Annotated in this window: 14 protein-coding genes and 2 rRNA genes; 9 read left to right on the forward strand and 7 right to left on the reverse strand. The window is 62.7% G+C overall.

Going from position 1 to position 13939, the window contains the following annotated elements; genetic code table 11:
• Positions 1-92, forward strand: a 23S ribosomal RNA gene (locus BLR35_RS20885); the annotation flags it as partial.
• 123 nt (positions 93-215) lie between these two features.
• Positions 216-337 (forward strand): 5S ribosomal RNA (gene rrf, locus BLR35_RS07365).
• A gap of 401 nt (positions 338-738) precedes the next feature.
• Here rrf and BLR35_RS07370 read toward each other — a convergent pair.
• Positions 739-1572 carry a manganese catalase family protein gene (locus BLR35_RS07370; RefSeq protein WP_090379801.1) on the reverse strand — a complete coding sequence of 278 codons (834 nt, stop codon included), beginning with the start codon at positions 1570-1572 and terminating at the stop codon, positions 739-741.
• Positions 1573-1783: 211 nt separating this feature from the next.
• Here BLR35_RS07370 and BLR35_RS07375 point away from each other — a divergent pair, with 211 nt between their 5' ends.
• Both BLR35_RS07375 and BLR35_RS07380 read left to right on the forward strand, forming a co-directional pair.
• Positions 1784-2131, forward strand: coding sequence for a hypothetical protein (locus BLR35_RS07375; RefSeq protein WP_139169254.1), 348 nt, complete (start codon positions 1784-1786; stop codon positions 2129-2131).
• 63 nt (positions 2132-2194) lie between these two features.
• On the forward strand, positions 2195-2389 hold the full coding sequence (locus BLR35_RS07380) for a hypothetical protein (protein ID WP_090379807.1): 195 nt from the start codon (positions 2195-2197) through the stop codon (positions 2387-2389).
• Between the two features lie 45 nt (positions 2390-2434).
• On the opposite strand, the gene BLR35_RS07385 is transcribed toward BLR35_RS07380, so the two are convergent.
• Positions 2435-3826: an NAD(P)/FAD-dependent oxidoreductase gene (locus BLR35_RS07385; RefSeq protein WP_090379810.1), complete on the reverse strand. Its 1392-nt coding sequence runs from the start codon at positions 3824-3826 to the stop codon at positions 2435-2437.
• A 155-nt stretch (positions 3827-3981) separates the two neighbouring features.
• On the opposite strand from BLR35_RS07385, the gene BLR35_RS07390 reads away from it, so the two are divergent.
• The gene (locus BLR35_RS07390) at positions 3982-4971 is read left to right on the forward strand and encodes a D-2-hydroxyacid dehydrogenase (RefSeq protein WP_090379813.1); all 990 of its coding nucleotides are present in this window, start codon (positions 3982-3984) and stop codon (positions 4969-4971) included.
• Positions 4972-5059: 88 nt separating this feature from the next.
• Here BLR35_RS07390 and BLR35_RS07395 read toward each other — a convergent pair whose 3' ends face one another.
• The gene (locus BLR35_RS07395; RefSeq protein ID WP_090379816.1) at positions 5060-5449 is read right to left on the reverse strand and encodes a DUF7344 domain-containing protein; all 390 of its coding nucleotides are present in this window, start codon (positions 5447-5449) and stop codon (positions 5060-5062) included.
• Between the two features lie 122 nt (positions 5450-5571).
• Positions 5572-6606, reverse strand: coding sequence for an aspartate-semialdehyde dehydrogenase (gene asd / locus BLR35_RS07400; RefSeq protein ID WP_090379819.1), 1035 nt, complete (start codon positions 6604-6606; stop codon positions 5572-5574).
• Positions 6607-6789: 183 nt separating this feature from the next.
• Between asd and BLR35_RS07405 the strand changes: the two genes are divergently transcribed.
• Positions 6790-7053 carry a hypothetical protein gene (locus tag BLR35_RS07405; protein ID WP_090382837.1) on the forward strand — a complete coding sequence of 88 codons (264 nt, stop codon included), beginning with the start codon at positions 6790-6792 and terminating at the stop codon, positions 7051-7053.
• A gap of 70 nt (positions 7054-7123) precedes the next feature.
• Here the strand turns inward: BLR35_RS07405 and BLR35_RS07410 are convergent, their stop codons facing one another.
• A complete protein-coding gene (locus BLR35_RS07410; protein ID WP_090382839.1) occupies positions 7124-7315 on the reverse strand; it encodes a 30S ribosomal protein S17e in 192 nt (63 codons plus the stop codon).
• A 270-nt stretch (positions 7316-7585) separates the two neighbouring features.
• Here BLR35_RS07410 and BLR35_RS07415 point away from each other — a divergent pair, with 270 nt between their 5' ends.
• Positions 7586-8602 carry a hypothetical protein gene (locus BLR35_RS07415; protein WP_090379821.1) on the forward strand — a complete coding sequence of 339 codons (1017 nt, stop codon included), beginning with the start codon at positions 7586-7588 and terminating at the stop codon, positions 8600-8602.
• Between the two features lie 16 nt (positions 8603-8618).
• Here BLR35_RS07415 and BLR35_RS07420 read toward each other — a convergent pair whose 3' ends face one another.
• Together BLR35_RS07420 and BLR35_RS07425 are read right to left on the reverse strand one after the other, a co-directional pair.
• On the reverse strand, positions 8619-9200 hold the full coding sequence (locus BLR35_RS07420) for a DUF447 domain-containing protein (protein WP_090379824.1): 582 nt from the start codon (positions 9198-9200) through the stop codon (positions 8619-8621).
• Complete coding sequence (locus BLR35_RS07425) at positions 9197-10054, reverse strand: triphosphoribosyl-dephospho-CoA synthase (protein WP_090379827.1); 858 nt, start codon at positions 10052-10054, stop codon at positions 9197-9199. The genes BLR35_RS07420 and BLR35_RS07425 overlap by 4 nt, the downstream gene beginning before the upstream one ends.
• Before the next feature lie 88 nt (positions 10055-10142).
• On the opposite strand from BLR35_RS07425, the gene BLR35_RS07430 reads away from it, so the two are divergent.
• Together BLR35_RS07430 and BLR35_RS07435 are read left to right on the forward strand one after the other, a co-directional pair.
• Complete coding sequence (locus BLR35_RS07430; RefSeq protein ID WP_090379830.1) at positions 10143-11072, forward strand: HhH-GPD family protein; 930 nt, start codon at positions 10143-10145, stop codon at positions 11070-11072.
• Between the two features lie 134 nt (positions 11073-11206).
• Positions 11207-13930 carry a hypothetical protein gene (locus BLR35_RS07435; protein WP_090379833.1) on the forward strand — a complete coding sequence of 908 codons (2724 nt, stop codon included), beginning with the start codon at positions 11207-11209 and terminating at the stop codon, positions 13928-13930.
• Positions 13931-13939 lie beyond the last annotated feature (9 nt).

Genomic DNA, 13939 nt, shown 5'->3' on the forward strand with positions numbered 1-13939 from the left:
CGTAGAAGACGAGTTCGATAGACTCGGGGTGTACGCGCCAAGGCAACGAGGCGTTGAGCCCGCGAGCACTAACAGATCGAGCCACACACTCATACACTACATCGCATTGGATCCGTGACGCGAGAACGGGTCCGGACGCAAACTGGACTACACGTACACTACGGTCACAGCCTACCGGCATTGGTATGATCGCGGTTCGATTCCGCGAGTCGGCGTTAGGCGGCCAGAGCGGCGGGGTTCCTCCCGTACCCATCCCGAACACGGAAGATAAGCCCGCCCGCGTATCGGTAACTACTGGAGTGGGAGACCCTCTGGGAACGCCGATTCGCCGCCCCATTCATACTCCATTTCAGTAATTGAGAGCCGCAGGTACCGTCGTGGTGCCTGTGGCTTTCTGTATTTATACACAGAAACAGTGACAACGCATCCACTGACGACAGATTCGTCTCATCGTCGAGGAAACGTATCGCCCGGAACACTAACGTCCAGCGTCATCCCGTGGCGGCATGCCGCGTCGGCTGGCTAACCCTCGTGCCGGGCGGAGGAGCGACGAGCTCCTCGATCGGGTGGGCGAAGCCCACCGAGTTACTGTCGCGTGCCCGGGTTCGCCGTACTGTCATCGCACCCGAATGGGTTTGCTCGGACGGGGACTAAAGGCACGCACTCCCTCTAGGAACGTACGCCGTTTAACCCTTTCAGTGATCGTCGTTCGAATCTAATCCGCGCTCATTTCAGTACTTACCGCTGATCGTCAGTCGGATCGTTGTACGTCTTCGGATCCGGTTCCGGAGCGACGACTTCGCCATCACCCGGCTGTTCGGGCACGTACGAGAACTCGCCTCTGCTGTCCGGCGTATCACCCTGCGTCCAGGGGGCGTCTGGATCGGGCTGTGGTTCTCGTCGGGTCGACATGAACGCGTAGTTGAACTCCTGGTTTTCTTCTTCCTGTGGGAAACTCGAGGGGATCGGCACTGGATCGTCGAGGGCTTCGAGCGCCTCGAGCCACTGGTTTTGATGCATCGTATCGCGGGCGATGAGATAGGAGAGCATTTCTCGCATGCCAGGGTCGTCGGTGAGTTCGTAGAGGCGTGTGGCCAGGAGTCGGCCAGTGGATTCGGCCATGACGTTGGCGTAGAGGTCGGCGGCGAGGTTGCCGGAGGCAACGATCTGGCCGGCATCGAAGGGAACGCCGTTGCTGTCGATCGGCATCGCGGATTGGCCGGAGGAAAGCAGGTGTCGTGGCGTCTGTCCGGTCATCGACGCGGCCATAGCTGCGTGTTCTCTGGCCTGTTCTGTCTCTTCTTGGAGTTCATCGGGTGCGCCACGGAGGTTTTCCGTCACGGCGGTCGCGAGCATCTCGATGTGGCCGAGTTCTTCGGTGGCGGTTTCGAGCAACAGGTTTCGAAATTCGCCGTATTCGGGTGGGAGTGCCCAGGCCTGGAACATGTACTGCATGGCGACCCTGATTTCGCCTTCCGCGCCGCCGATGGCTTGCTGAAGTAGTTTCGCGAAGTGGGGGTCTGGCTCTTCGACGGTAACGTCGTATTGCAGTTCCGGCTCGTGGAAGAACATCGGTAGTCTCTGCCTCGAGAACGGGAATAATGGTGTTACTTGCGAATTCGCTACCGTCGGTTATCGTTGTGTTCCCAGGGCAAACGACTATATCCGGAGTGGTGGTCGAGAACGGCGGATCCGAGACATGCGAGAGAACGCGACGACACGGCGAACGATACTCAAGTACGGCGTTGCGTCGACGGGAGCGTTCGCTGGCGCGACGACTGGTGTGACAGCCACAGAATCGACGGCTTCGGACGAGCGACGGACCAACGAAATCGACCGGGCGGTGATGTTTTCCTACCAGTACGTACCGGGGGGTCGGTTTACGATCGAGGATGTACTGGAATGGCAGCCACGAAGCCTCGAGGGGGCCTACCGAACGTATACGATCACGTACGAGAACGCACCGTCGTATCGCGCGTATCTCTTCGTCGACGTGGACGATGACCGAGAGAGTGAAACCGGGGGTCCGGAGTCAGGAACGACGCTTACCACTGGTCGGATTACGGGATCTCCACCCGAGACAAACAGAAGCTACGTTACCGTCGACCTCGAGAAGCCAGCGATGGGGTGAGCATCGCGCGTGACGTGGTGGGGGATTTTCCCACTGAGCGTCGTAGGAGTACGAGGGTAACTCGTGGACGAAAACGGAGAAAAGCGGCGTGCTCCGGTACAGTGTACGAACTGTGGAACGATCGGCATCGTTCGGATTTCGGCCGACGAAACGTACACGCCGATCGGTCAGTCGACGATCTGTGACTGTGACGGGGGGACGCTTCGCGTTCTCGACGAAGAGATAGACGATGGATTCCCCGACGAAACGGTTCGATAGCGATTCCGACGTTGGTTCGTCGTCGAACTGACGGTGTTTTCCGACTCAGTAGACGTAGTCGTCTTCCGCGAACTGGACGTAGCGACCGTTGCGGTAGGTGAATTTGCGCTTCTTGTAGCTCGCGAGGATCTTGGTCGCGTCGATGCCGGCGGAGTACTTGTTCGAGATCAGGGCGTTGTCGCCGCCGTTGCCTTGCATGTCGTTGACGACGCCGAAGGCCCAGTCCCAGTCGTCGGGTTCGTAGTCCTCGACGATGTCGGCGAAGGCGATGTTCCGGAGGAGTTCGTCGCCGATGGCGTCCTTCCAGACGTCGTTGTAGTTCTCGAGCGAGTCGGTTGCGGCGAGTCGGCCGGCGATCTTGCCCGAGCGGACGGCGACGTGATAGCCGCCCTCGTGGAATGCGGAGGTGGTCCCCATCGCGCCGCCGGCGACGGCGATGTTCGCGCCGACGGGCGAGTCGATTGGTCGCGTCGAGGAGATTGGATAGGTCTCGGTTCCCTTGGACTTGCCGCGATCCTCGACGATCGGGATGTCCTCCTCGATGTCGTATTCGTCGCCGTACTCGAGTTCGAGCAGTCGGCTGATGTACTCCGAACCCGACGGTAGCTGGTCGTCGTCGGGCCGGAGGAGTTTGTAGGAGTCGGGGTTCTCGACGTCGTCGAGGGTCATGCCGATAGGCATCGTCAGGCCGACGCGGGCGACCGTACCGTCGTTGGGGAAGACCCACGGGTACGCGGTCTCGCCGGGCATGTATCCCCACCAGAACTTGAGTCGATCCTCGAACTCCTCGAATAGCTCGGGAGGGAACTCCCGGTACTCCTGATAGGCGATGTGGTTTGCCTCGGGCGGCGAAAGGTGATCGGAGGCGCTTCGGCCCGGCGGCGTGAACTGGTCGAGCGCCTCGAGCGTGATTCGGCGCTGGGGGCCGTCCGCGAGGACGACGTACTGGGCTTCGATCTGGTCGCCGTTCGAGAGCGTCAGCGTGTGGGTCGGACCCTTCGAGCTATCGGACCGGAGGTCGGTCTCGAGATCCGAGACGCCGGTACCGACGCGCAGGTCGGCACCCGCGTCGACCGCGCGTTCGTGGAGCCAGTCGTCCATGCGCGCGCGGTGGAAGGTGTAGCCGAACTTCGGATACGCGGCGTCGATCCCGGTCGTCGTCATTTCGACGCTCGTCGAGGGGCCGATGAATTCGGTGGCCTCGAGTTCCCGGTGGATCACCTCGTCGGGGATCTCCTCGTAGTCGAAGTCCATGATATCGATCCAGTAGTCGAGCATCCCGGCGGCGTCGGTCGAGTCGGGACCGAGTTCTTCGCGGTCCTCTCGTGGGACCCCCTGTTCGAACAGGACCGTCTCGGCACCGTGAGACGCGGCTCGTTCGGCCGCAGAAGCACCCGCCGGACCGCCACCGACGATCGCAACGTCGACGTGTTCCATACTCCGTTGGGAGTCCTCGGGCTATATTAAACTGCGTGAAATTCGTGGCCGATGGGGTAACGTGGAATCCGTGTCTCGATTTCCGGGACGAGGGCACGGAGGAGGTCGAACGGCGAGGACGAACCGTTTTGATCGTTCCGTCCGAGTGGACTCACATGGTCGAACGTGAGTCCGACGACAGTACCGAACCGGCGGACGTCCTCGTCCTCCGGAAGGGAACACACGGCGTGCCGATCGAACGGTATGCCGACGCGCTTCGCGACCGGCTTCCAGACCTGACCGTCCGTCTCGCACGGACGCCGGCGGCCGAACGCGAACTGATCCGGGACGCCGAGTTCGTCACGGGCATGGCTCTCGAGGAGGACCGCCTCGAGCGCGCCGAGAACCTCGAGGTGTTCGCGTGTGCCTACGCGGGGACGGGCCACCTGCCGATGGATCGACTCGAGCAGCAGGGAGTGGCGGTAACGAACGCGTCGGGCGTCCACGGCCCGAACATCGGCGAACACGTCCTGGGATCGATCCTCCGATTTACCCGACGGTTCCACGTCGGCGATCGTAGACAGCGCCGACGGGAGTGGCGACACTACCAGGCCCACGAACTCCAGGGGTCGACGGTGACGGTCGTCGGTCTCGGCGCGATCGGCGAGGCCGTCTGTGAGCGACTCGAGCCGTTCGGCGTGGAGACGATCGGCGTCCGCTACTCGCCGGAGAAGGGCGGGCCGACGGACGAGGTCGTCGGCTTCGAACCGGATCCGTTCCACGAGGCACTCGCCAGGACCGACTACCTCGTGCTCGCGTGTCCGCTGACGGAGACGACGCGCGGACTGGTCGATCGCGACGCCCTGGTGACGCTGGATCCCGGTGCCGTTCTGGTCAACGTCGCCCGCGGACCAGTGGTCGACACCGACGCGCTCGTCGACGCGGTGCGCTCGAACTGGATTCGCGGGGCGGCACTCGACGTCACGGATCCCGAACCGTTACCGGAAGAGCATCCACTCTGGAATTTCGAGAACGTCCGTATCACGCCTCACAACTCCGGCCACACGCCGAAATACTACGAGCGACTCGCCGACATCGTGGCGGAAAACGCTCGCCGCTTCTACGAAGATTCTGGCGTAGAACTCGAGAATAGAGTCGATTTCTGATACGGATTGCTGTAACGATGTACCGGCGCAACCGCCGCCTGGATCGTGGTTGCGCCGGAAATGACTTACAGTAAACCGTATGAATCGATCAGGCCGCTGCGTTCTGCTCGGCGAGCAGGGCCATCCCTTCCCCGGTGACCGTAACGGTGTTCGCGTCGGTGTTGAAGGTGACGGCGTCGGCCGCTGCCAGGCGGGGGACGTGATCGTGTCGCAGCGAGATGTGGATACGGCGGTGGGCACCGAGCAGCGCGTCGCCGTACTCTGCGAGTTTGCCCCTGTCTTCCGTTCGCTCCTCGAACGCCACGTGGTCCGCGAGGTCCGAGAGCGAAACGGCCTCCCCGTCGTCCTGCTCCGCGAGATATCGAAGCACCGTCCGGCGGCGGTCGTTGTCCAGCACGCCGGCGGCCGGGCCGCTTTCGTCGGCGGCCGTCGAGGATGTGGTCGACAGGGATTCCGGTTCGGAAGTGACTGGGATCATACTCTCCGTTAGAAGTAGACGCAGTTGTACCCGCTGCCAAACTGTGCAGGTAAACCAGTCACTCGCGTGAAATCTCGGATGATCGTAATCGAACGATAGGGAAGCCGAAAAGCAGCGACGGGTTAGATGTAGCCGTTCTCGAGCAACAACTCGCCGTTCAACACGCTCGCACCGGCGGCACCGCGGATCGTGTTGTGGGCGAGACAGTTGTACTGCAGGCCGAACGGCGTCTCCTGGAGTCCGCCGGCCGCGATAGCCATCCCGTCGCCAAGCGTGCGGTCCATCCGTGGCTGTGGTCGGTCGGGCGCATCGAAGACGTGGATGAGCGGGTCCGGCGAGGAGCGAAGGTCGAGCGAGGGGTACGACTCCATCGCGCCGGCGGCCTCCGCGATGGAGACGTCCTCTTCGGTCTCCACCCAGACGTTCTCGAGGTGGCCGTCGATCGTCGGGATCCGGTTACAGGACGCGGAGACGGACATCTCGTCGTGGGTGAGTTCGGCACCGTCGAACTCGCCGAGCAGTTTCCGGGACTCGGTCTCGAGTTTGTCTTCTTCGCTGCCGATGTGGGGGATAGCGTTGTCGATGATCTCCATCGAGGAAACGCCGTCGTAGCCCGCGCCGGAGACGGCCTGCAGCGTCGCGACGTGGACCTTCTCGATGCCGTACTCTGCGAGTGCGGCCAGCGTCGGGACGAAGGTGATCGTCGAGCAGTTGGGGTTCTTGACGAGCGCGCCGTCCCAGCCTCGCTCGTCGCGCTGGACCTCGAGCAGGTCGAGGTGGTCGGCGTTGACCTCTGGAATCACGAGCGGAACGTCGTCGGCCATCCGCGCGTTCGAGGAGTTCGACGAGACGACGTAGCCAGCCTCACAGAATCCGGGTTCGACCGCCGCGCCGACGCTCGAGGGGAGCGACGAGAAAAGCAGGCCGACGTCGTCCGGTACCTCGTCGGGGTCGGTCGCGGTGACGGTCATCTCCGCGACGTCGTCTGGTATCGGGCTGTCGACGCGCCACTTCGCTGCCTGTCTGTACGTCTTGCCCTCACTGGATTCGCTCGCCGTTAGAGCGGCGATTTCGAACTCCGGATGCGGGTCGAGAAGCTGAATGAGTCGTTGTCCGACGGCACCGGTTGCGCCGAGTACGCCTACACGTGCTGCCATTTTCCGTCCCTCGGAGTTGTGTCCGCAAAACGGTTTGGGTTTCCGACTCACACCTGACAGTGACACGATGAGACATTGGCGGAGCCGCGCATAGAAGAAATTAAGAAATCAGAGTGAAATCTAGCGACCGATGCAACGACAACAGCAACTCGAGACGAACGGCCGTCGGCCTGGGTGGTCGCGATGACGAACGCGACTGCGAACTCGAACGAGAACGACACCGACCTGTTCGATACGCGGTTCAGTATCGGTGCCGCCGTCGTGTCGGCGATTTCGTTCGTCCTCGCACTCCTCTTCATCTGGACGGGGTTCCAGGAGGCGGAACTCCTGATCGTCGGAACCGAACTGACCCTCGTCTCCGGGCTGGCCGGGATGATGCTTCTCTTGCTCGTCTCCGTGACGTCGCTGTTCGCTGCGCTCTACATGGAGCCCGGATTCGACCACTGACCGATCGTTTTCGACTCGCTTTCGATGCCCGTCGCTCGTCAGGCTGTGAACTCGAGACAGAAGAACCGTCTTAGGCAGGGACCTGAGCGCTTTTCTTCCGCGTGACGTAGCCCGCGATGCGGTTGCGGACGCCCTTCGATTCGACGTTGGTGAGCTTTGTGACGCTGTCTTTGTTCTGTTCGAAGTCGGTCGTGAACGCGTCCGGGTACCGCTCCAGGAGGAGGTTCCCGGTCTTCTTGACGTAGGCCGGTTTGATTGCCATGTAGGGGGGTTCCGTCCAGAGGCTCTTAATCCCTTTCTCTTCGGTCGTCGACAGTGCAAGGGTTCGGTCCTCGACGGTGATCAGCCCATCGTATTTCCTGTTGCATGCCGATACGGTGTATTTAGTCTGTTCTGTGGGTACCGCAACCGGTCCGATTCTACCCGTCGTGTCGTCGCTGTTTGCCATTCTTCGATACGATATCGCTTTGCAGTCGTTGAGGAATGTATTAGATCAGTGAATTTAAATAATATAACTAAGCTAAGCAGTTCTATGGTCTTACACTTCAGAGAAGCAACCAGTGTGTACAGGAAAACGTTACCGTACGCCCTTCTTCAGCTCGGGATCGGCGTCATATTCGCGGTTCTCGGCGTGATATACCTGAGCCTCATCGGATGGCTCGCCGTCCGATTCTTCTGGGGCGATGGTGGTCTGAGTCTCGTTATCGTCGGGGGCGTAATGTTGCTCGGCCTCGCGAGTTTCGCGTTCATCTGGCGGCTGATTCAGAAGTACTTCCTCTATATGGTCAAGACAGGGCACGTCGCCGTCATCGCACACGTCGTCGAAGAAGGTGAGGTGCCGGAAAACCAGATCAGCTACGGAATGAAGCAAGTGGGCGAATACTTCGTCTCGGCCAGCGGACTGTTCACCGTCAGCGTCATCGTCGACGCCGTCCTCGAGCAGTTCAACCGGGCGGTCGCACGGGTGCAATCGGTGCTTCCGTTTCCGGTGCCACAGAACCTGCAGACGCTCATTAGCCTGGTCCAGAAGTCGATCCGGCTGGCAGTGAAGTACCTCGACAACGCGATCATCGCCTACATGTTCGTCGACCGAAACGAAAATCGCTGGCAGTCCGCCCGTGACGGCCTCGTCCTCTACGGGAAAACCTGGAAGATGGTGCTCGGCTCGACGCTGCTGATCGTCTTCGGGATGTATGCCCTCTCGTTCGTCCTCCTCACGCTGCTTGCACCGCTTGCCGTCGCGCTCGACTTTCTCCCGACGTCGCTCGAGCTCGTCTCGTGGCTGTTCGTCGGTGGGATGGTCGCCGTCGTCCACACCGGCGTCGTCAAGCCGTGGGTGAAGACGGTCGTGATCACGACGTTCCTCATCGAACAGCGCGACGAAGAACCCGACAGTGAAACGATGGAGTGGATCTCCGAACACTCCGATCGGTTCGACGAACTCCGCGAGAAAGCCGAAAACAACGAGCCGCTGGCCGAAGACGCGCCGGAAACCGGCGGACCGACAGACGCACCCGCCGATTCTGGCAGCGACCTGGCCGACGACTAACTCGGCTGGCTCGTTTTCACCACTCCGAGTGCTCGCGAACCCGCTCGAGTGCCTCTCGCTCCCGGTCGCTGCCAGCTCGTTCGACGACCGAAGCGAAGTACTCGAGTCGGTCACGAAGCTGTTCCTCGTCGTAGCCGTCGACACCGAGCCGTGAGGCGGCGACGGTCGCCTCGATCACGGCTCCGAAACCGCGGTCGATCGTCGGCACCGTCGTTCGCTCGACCGCAGTTTCGACGGGCTCGAGTCGCCATTTCTCCCACTCGGTTCCGTCCTCGGTACCCGTCTCGATCGAGTCGACCTCCACGCGCGTCCAGGCGCACGCGGACTCGAGGACGGGGTCGTCGTACTCGTCGATCGAGAGCGCGGCGTCGGCGAAGACGACCAGGTCGTCGACGAACTGGACGTAGCCCTCGCCCTGGCGGTGGAAGTTGCCGCGGGTACGGGTCGACCCCCAGGTCGTCGCGGTGACGGGGTCGCCGGCGAAGACGCCGAGGGCGGCGGCGTTCCACAGGTCGTTCGGCCCGAGCGTCGTGACGACGGTTTCGGTGACACCGGAAAGCGAGACGGGCCACTCCGTGGCGTCGTTCTCGTCGCTCATACCTCGAGTCCTCCGCGCTCGAGTGCAATGTAGAGTCCGGCAGCGGTAACGTCCGCCGTCGTTCCGGGATTGATCCCGCGTTCGACGAGGTCCTCGGCGAAGGTTTCGACGGCGTCGGGATCGGTCTCGAGAGCGTCTCGCTCGAAGAGCGTGGCAGCGCGGTCGCTCACCTTTCGAGCGACGTCTTCGTCGTGGCGGTTCGCAACGAGCGTGTCCGGTCGCTCCGCGAGCAGGGAGAGGAAGACGCTCGCGGCCCGATCGGTCGCTGGACCCTCGGCCTCAACGAGGCGGTCGGCCGCGGCGAACGAGCGTTCGAAGCCCGTAACCCACTCGCGTGCGACGTCGTCGCCGGGGACGCTGCGGTCCATCACGTCGAGCAAGGTCAATCCTCGGTCCTCGAGTGCTGGCACGGCATCCGAACCACGCCGGACGTCGAGTGGCTCCATCTCCGTGGGCGGATCGGCGACGAAGACGTCGACGTGATCGAACGCACGGTAGAAGCCCGCGGCATCGGCGACGGTCGTCTCCTCGACGACGGATTCGACGGTCGACGGAGAGAGTCGTTCGCCGTCCGCAGTTGCCCGAACGAGCGGGACGAGCAACAGCAGCGCGCCGAACTGGGTGTTGCCGCCGCCCTGGGAAGCCATCCCCTCGACGGCGCGTTCGAACGCGTCACCGACGGAATCGCCGTTCTGGGCCATCTCGAGTCCCTCCTCGGCCCCGACAGTCCCAGCGAGGAAGTGCTCGAACCGGAGGTCCGCGAGGTCGCGACGCCGGTCCACGTTACCCGGTTTGGGCGTGCCGGCGACCTCGAGCAGGAGTGCCAGGCGTGCGTTTTGTGCTGGCGTTCGCATATCTCGAGGGAGTAGTTGGGTGGGCTTAGGGTTAGGGTCTCCAGTCGGGACCACCACCCCTAAACCGCCCGTCTCCTAACTGCCACCGATGACCGAGACCGAGGCCCCACCGGAGCCGGCCCTCCCCGAGGACCTCGAGGCCGTCCGCGAGGCGCTGATCGAGTGGTACGAGGACGACCATCGGGACTTCCCGTGGCGACGTACCGACGATCCTTACGCCATCCTCGTGAGCGAGGTGATGAGCCAGCAGACCCAGCTGGGACGCGTCGTCGAGGCCTGGGATGAGTTCCTCGAGCGGTGGCCGACGACGGCGGAACTCGCGGCAGCCGACAGGGCCGACGTGGTGGGGTTCTGGACGAGTCACAGCCTCGGGTACAACAACCGGGCGAAGTACCTCCACGAGGCCGCTGCCCAGGTTGAGACCGAGTACGACGGTGAGTTCCCGACAACGCCCGAGGAACTCCAGGAGCTGATGGGTGTCGGTCCCTACACCGCGAACGCGGTCGCGAGCTTCGCGTTCAACAACGGCGACGCGGTCGTCGACACGAACGTCAAGCGCGTCCTCTATCGGGCGTTCGACGTCCCGGACGACGACGCGGTGTTCGAGGAGAACGCAAACGAGATCATGCCCAACGGACGCTCTCGCGTCTGGAACAACGCGATCATGGAACTGGGCGGCGTCGCCTGCGAGCAGACGCCAAGCTGTGACGAGGCCGGCTGTCCGTGGCGGGAGTGGTGTTCGGCCTACGAGAGCGGCGATTTCACCGCACCCGACGTCCCGACCCAGCCGTCGTTCGAGGGGAGCCGCCGCCAGTTCCGCGGCCGCATCATCTCGACGCTGAAGGAGTACGACGAACTCGAGCTAGATACGCTCGGTCCACGAATCCGCGTCGACTACACCCCCAACGGCGAGTACGGCCGGGAGTGGCTCGAGGGGCTGCTCTCGGATCTCGAGGACGACGAACTCGTCGACGTCGACCGACGCGACGGCGAGGTCGTCGCGCGACTTCGTCGGTGAGACGCGCTACGCGTTTTTTTCCGGGATCTGGAGTAACAACCTGTCCCCTTGTGACACACCACCACTATTAGTTGGCGGAATATACATTTTATCTTTCCATCAGATTAAAGTAGAATAATTCTGAAGGTAGGGGCATGCAAAGACGTGAAATGATCGTCGGAAGCGGTACCGTCGCAACCTTTGCCCTCACCGGCTATGCCGGCGCAACGACGGACGACGCTGACGACGACGGTGAGACGACCCTGTCGTCTGACCTCGAGTCCGTTCTCGAACTGGTCCCCGCAGAATCGACCCTCGATGCGAGCTATCAGCGACTCCAGTACGTCCACGTCGAGAATACTGACGACGAACTCGACCACCAGACGCGGCGTACTCTCGACGATCTAGAGGAGGTCGATCCCGACACGGTATCGGACGTGATCTCGGTTGTTGCCGACGACGGCCGCGTTCGACTTAGTGCCGTCACTGGCTCGTTCGATCGGCCCGACATCGGCGGAAGCGAGGAAGACGACAACTGGCTGGTCGGCGACCTCGACGGCGAGGACGCGTTCGCGGCCGCGGACGGAAAGATGATCGTCGCCTCCGGTGAAGATGCGAACGAGGTCGTCCAGACGGCGGTCGACGCCGTCCACGGTGACGCCGACTCGATCCTGGCCAGCCCCGAAGAAACCGAGCCGGTATTCGAGCGACTCGAGTCGATGGAGTACGTGACGTTCTTCCCGAACGTCGAGGACTACGCCTACTTCGAGTTCGACGGCGAGGTGTCGTCGTTCGCTGTCGGATTCCAGCAACCCCCGATGGCGCTTTCGGGCACGACGGAAAACGAGTACGTCGTCGCAGCCGAGTCGACCGTCGACGACGACTGGCTCCTCGAACGGATCGAGCGAATCGAACAGGGGCAGTTCGTCGAGACGACGGTCGACCGTTCGGACGGGTTCGTCCACGTCGAGGCAGTCGTCGACCAGCCGCCCGAACGCGACCGCGATGCGGCACCCGACGCGAGCGTCCGCGCTCGAGCCGACGCCGACGAGGGGGTCGTGACGTTCGAACATGCCGACGGCGAAACGATCGATACCGAGAATCTCGAAGTGTGGAAAGACGGCGAACTCGCAGACGACCAGCCTGCCGACGACCACGTGACGTTCGCCGAAGGCGATCGCTTCGAACTCGAGACGGGACCGCTCGCAGACGTCGGCCTTCGCTGGTTCGACGAGAGCGAGGACGTCTATTACTACTACGATACGGCCCTCGTCGGGCGCAACTCGTTCGAGACGAGCCACGACATCGACGACGACACAGTAGAGATCACCTACGTCGGCGAACTCGAGGCCGACCCCGCCCGTCTCGAACTCGTTCATCGGGACGACGAGCGAACCGACCTCGAGCGAAGGACTCTCGATGACGTCCTGGAATCGCTCACGACGGGCGACTCGATCACTGTCGACGACGTCACGCTCGGCGACCGCGTCTCGCTCGAGCTTTCGGTTCCGGCTAACCCGAACCGGGGCCAGCGGTCGTTGGCCAGACACCGCGTTCGACCGCCGCGAATGTTCATCAGCCGTCGTGAATCCGGTGTCGTGGCACGGTACCACGACGATCAAGACCGCGACGCGGACGAGTTCCGCGTGCTCGTCGACGACGAGACAGCATCCGTACAGTTTACCGACGAGACCGACACCCTCTCGGCGGGTGACGAGATCGAACTCGGTGACGTTTCACACGGCTCGACCGTCACCATCGAGTGGCTCGAGCCGGACGAGCCGACTGTCATCGAGGAGACGGTCGTTTATCCCTACAGTCGCGTCGACATGACCTACGACGACGCGTCGGGAACGGTGACGGTCGACTACGAGGACGGTGACGAGATCGATGCCGACGACCTCGAGCTACGGATCGACGACGAACCGGCGGCCGACCAGCCGGCCGACGAGTACGACACCTTCGAGCCCGGCGACGAACTCACGACTGCCGTCGATCCGTTCGCGACGGCCGAATTCGTCTGGGAGGGTCCCGACGACACCGAACACCGGTTCGGCCAGGTCATCGCCGGTCGAGAGTCGCTCGATGCCGCGTACGATCCTGACGCCGAAACCGTCGAGCTCGTCTACACGGGCGAGCAGTCTGCCGACCCCGAGTCCCTGTCGGTCGATCGACGTGACGACGTCAGCTCGGAGGACGACGAGAACCTGTTCGCACAGGAATACGACACGCTGACTACCGGAGACAGCGTCGTCATCGAAGACGTCGGCCTCGAGGAGCGGATCACTGTCATGCTGGTACAGGAGGGAGAGAACCACGTCTCGCGCCGGTCTATCTTCCGGTTCAGGCCGGAACCCCAATGGGCGTTTACGTTTTCCGACCGGGACGACGGTCTCGTCGCCGTCTATCGCGAGGAGTCCGATCGTGACGCCGCCAACTTCGAACTGCTCGCCGATGGCGAGCCAGCCGACGTGCAGCCGTCGGATCGATACGACACGCTGACGCGAGGTGACGAACTCGCGGTCGGCGAGTTCGAGGCAGGTACCGAACTCGTCATCCAGTGGATCGTTCCCGACGAGCCCCGGGAGATCCGTGACCACGTCGTCGTCCCGGAAGCCGAGTTCGAGTTCGAATACCACTCGGACGACGAGGAAGTTACTGTCGAGCACGCAGGCGGCGACGAAATCGCCGCCAGCGAACTGGGCGTGATCGTCGAACCGACCAGTGCCGAGCCGAGTGGCTGGGACGAGGACGGGATGGTCACCGAGGGCGATTCCACGACGGTCGACGCCGAACCTGAAGGCGGTCGTGACCCGATCGGAGTCGCGGTCGTCTTCCGAGAGCAGAACCTGATCGACCGCGAACGGATCGAGGACTAACGAGCCGTT

The organism is Natronobacterium texcoconense, assembly GCF_900104065.1.
Lineage (GTDB): Archaea > Halobacteriota > Halobacteria > Halobacteriales > Natrialbaceae > Natronobacterium > Natronobacterium texcoconense.

What these genes read in the sequence shown, in the direction of transcription:
- BLR35_RS07385 (WP_090379810.1), bottom strand. Translation starts at nt 3,826, where the DNA reads ATGGAACACGTCGACGTTGCGATCGTCGGTGGCGGTCCGGCGGGTGCT.
- BLR35_RS07420 (WP_090379824.1), bottom strand. Translation starts at nt 9,200, where the DNA reads ATGAGCGACGAGAACGACGCCACGGAGTGGCCCGTCTCGCTTTCCGGT.
- BLR35_RS07370 (WP_090379801.1), bottom strand. Translation starts at nt 1,572, where the DNA reads ATGTTCTTCCACGAGCCGGAACTGCAATACGACGTTACCGTCGAAGAG.
- BLR35_RS07405 (WP_090382837.1), top strand. Translation starts at nt 6,790, where the DNA reads ATGACGAACGCGACTGCGAACTCGAACGAGAACGACACCGACCTGTTC.
- BLR35_RS07395 (WP_090379816.1), bottom strand. Translation starts at nt 5,449, where the DNA reads ATGATCCCAGTCACTTCCGAACCGGAATCCCTGTCGACCACATCCTCG.
- BLR35_RS07425 (WP_090379827.1), bottom strand. Translation starts at nt 10,054, where the DNA reads ATGCGAACGCCAGCACAAAACGCACGCCTGGCACTCCTGCTCGAGGTC.
- BLR35_RS07415 (WP_090379821.1), top strand. Translation starts at nt 7,586, where the DNA reads ATGGTCTTACACTTCAGAGAAGCAACCAGTGTGTACAGGAAAACGTTA.
- BLR35_RS07390 (WP_090379813.1), top strand. Translation starts at nt 3,982, where the DNA reads ATGGTCGAACGTGAGTCCGACGACAGTACCGAACCGGCGGACGTCCTC.
- asd (WP_090379819.1), bottom strand. Translation starts at nt 6,606, where the DNA reads ATGGCAGCACGTGTAGGCGTACTCGGCGCAACCGGTGCCGTCGGACAA.
- BLR35_RS07430 (WP_090379830.1), top strand. Translation starts at nt 10,143, where the DNA reads ATGACCGAGACCGAGGCCCCACCGGAGCCGGCCCTCCCCGAGGACCTC.
- BLR35_RS07435 (WP_090379833.1), top strand. Translation starts at nt 11,207, where the DNA reads ATGCAAAGACGTGAAATGATCGTCGGAAGCGGTACCGTCGCAACCTTT.
- BLR35_RS07410 (WP_090382839.1), bottom strand. Translation starts at nt 7,315, where the DNA reads ATGGCAATCAAACCGGCCTACGTCAAGAAGACCGGGAACCTCCTCCTG.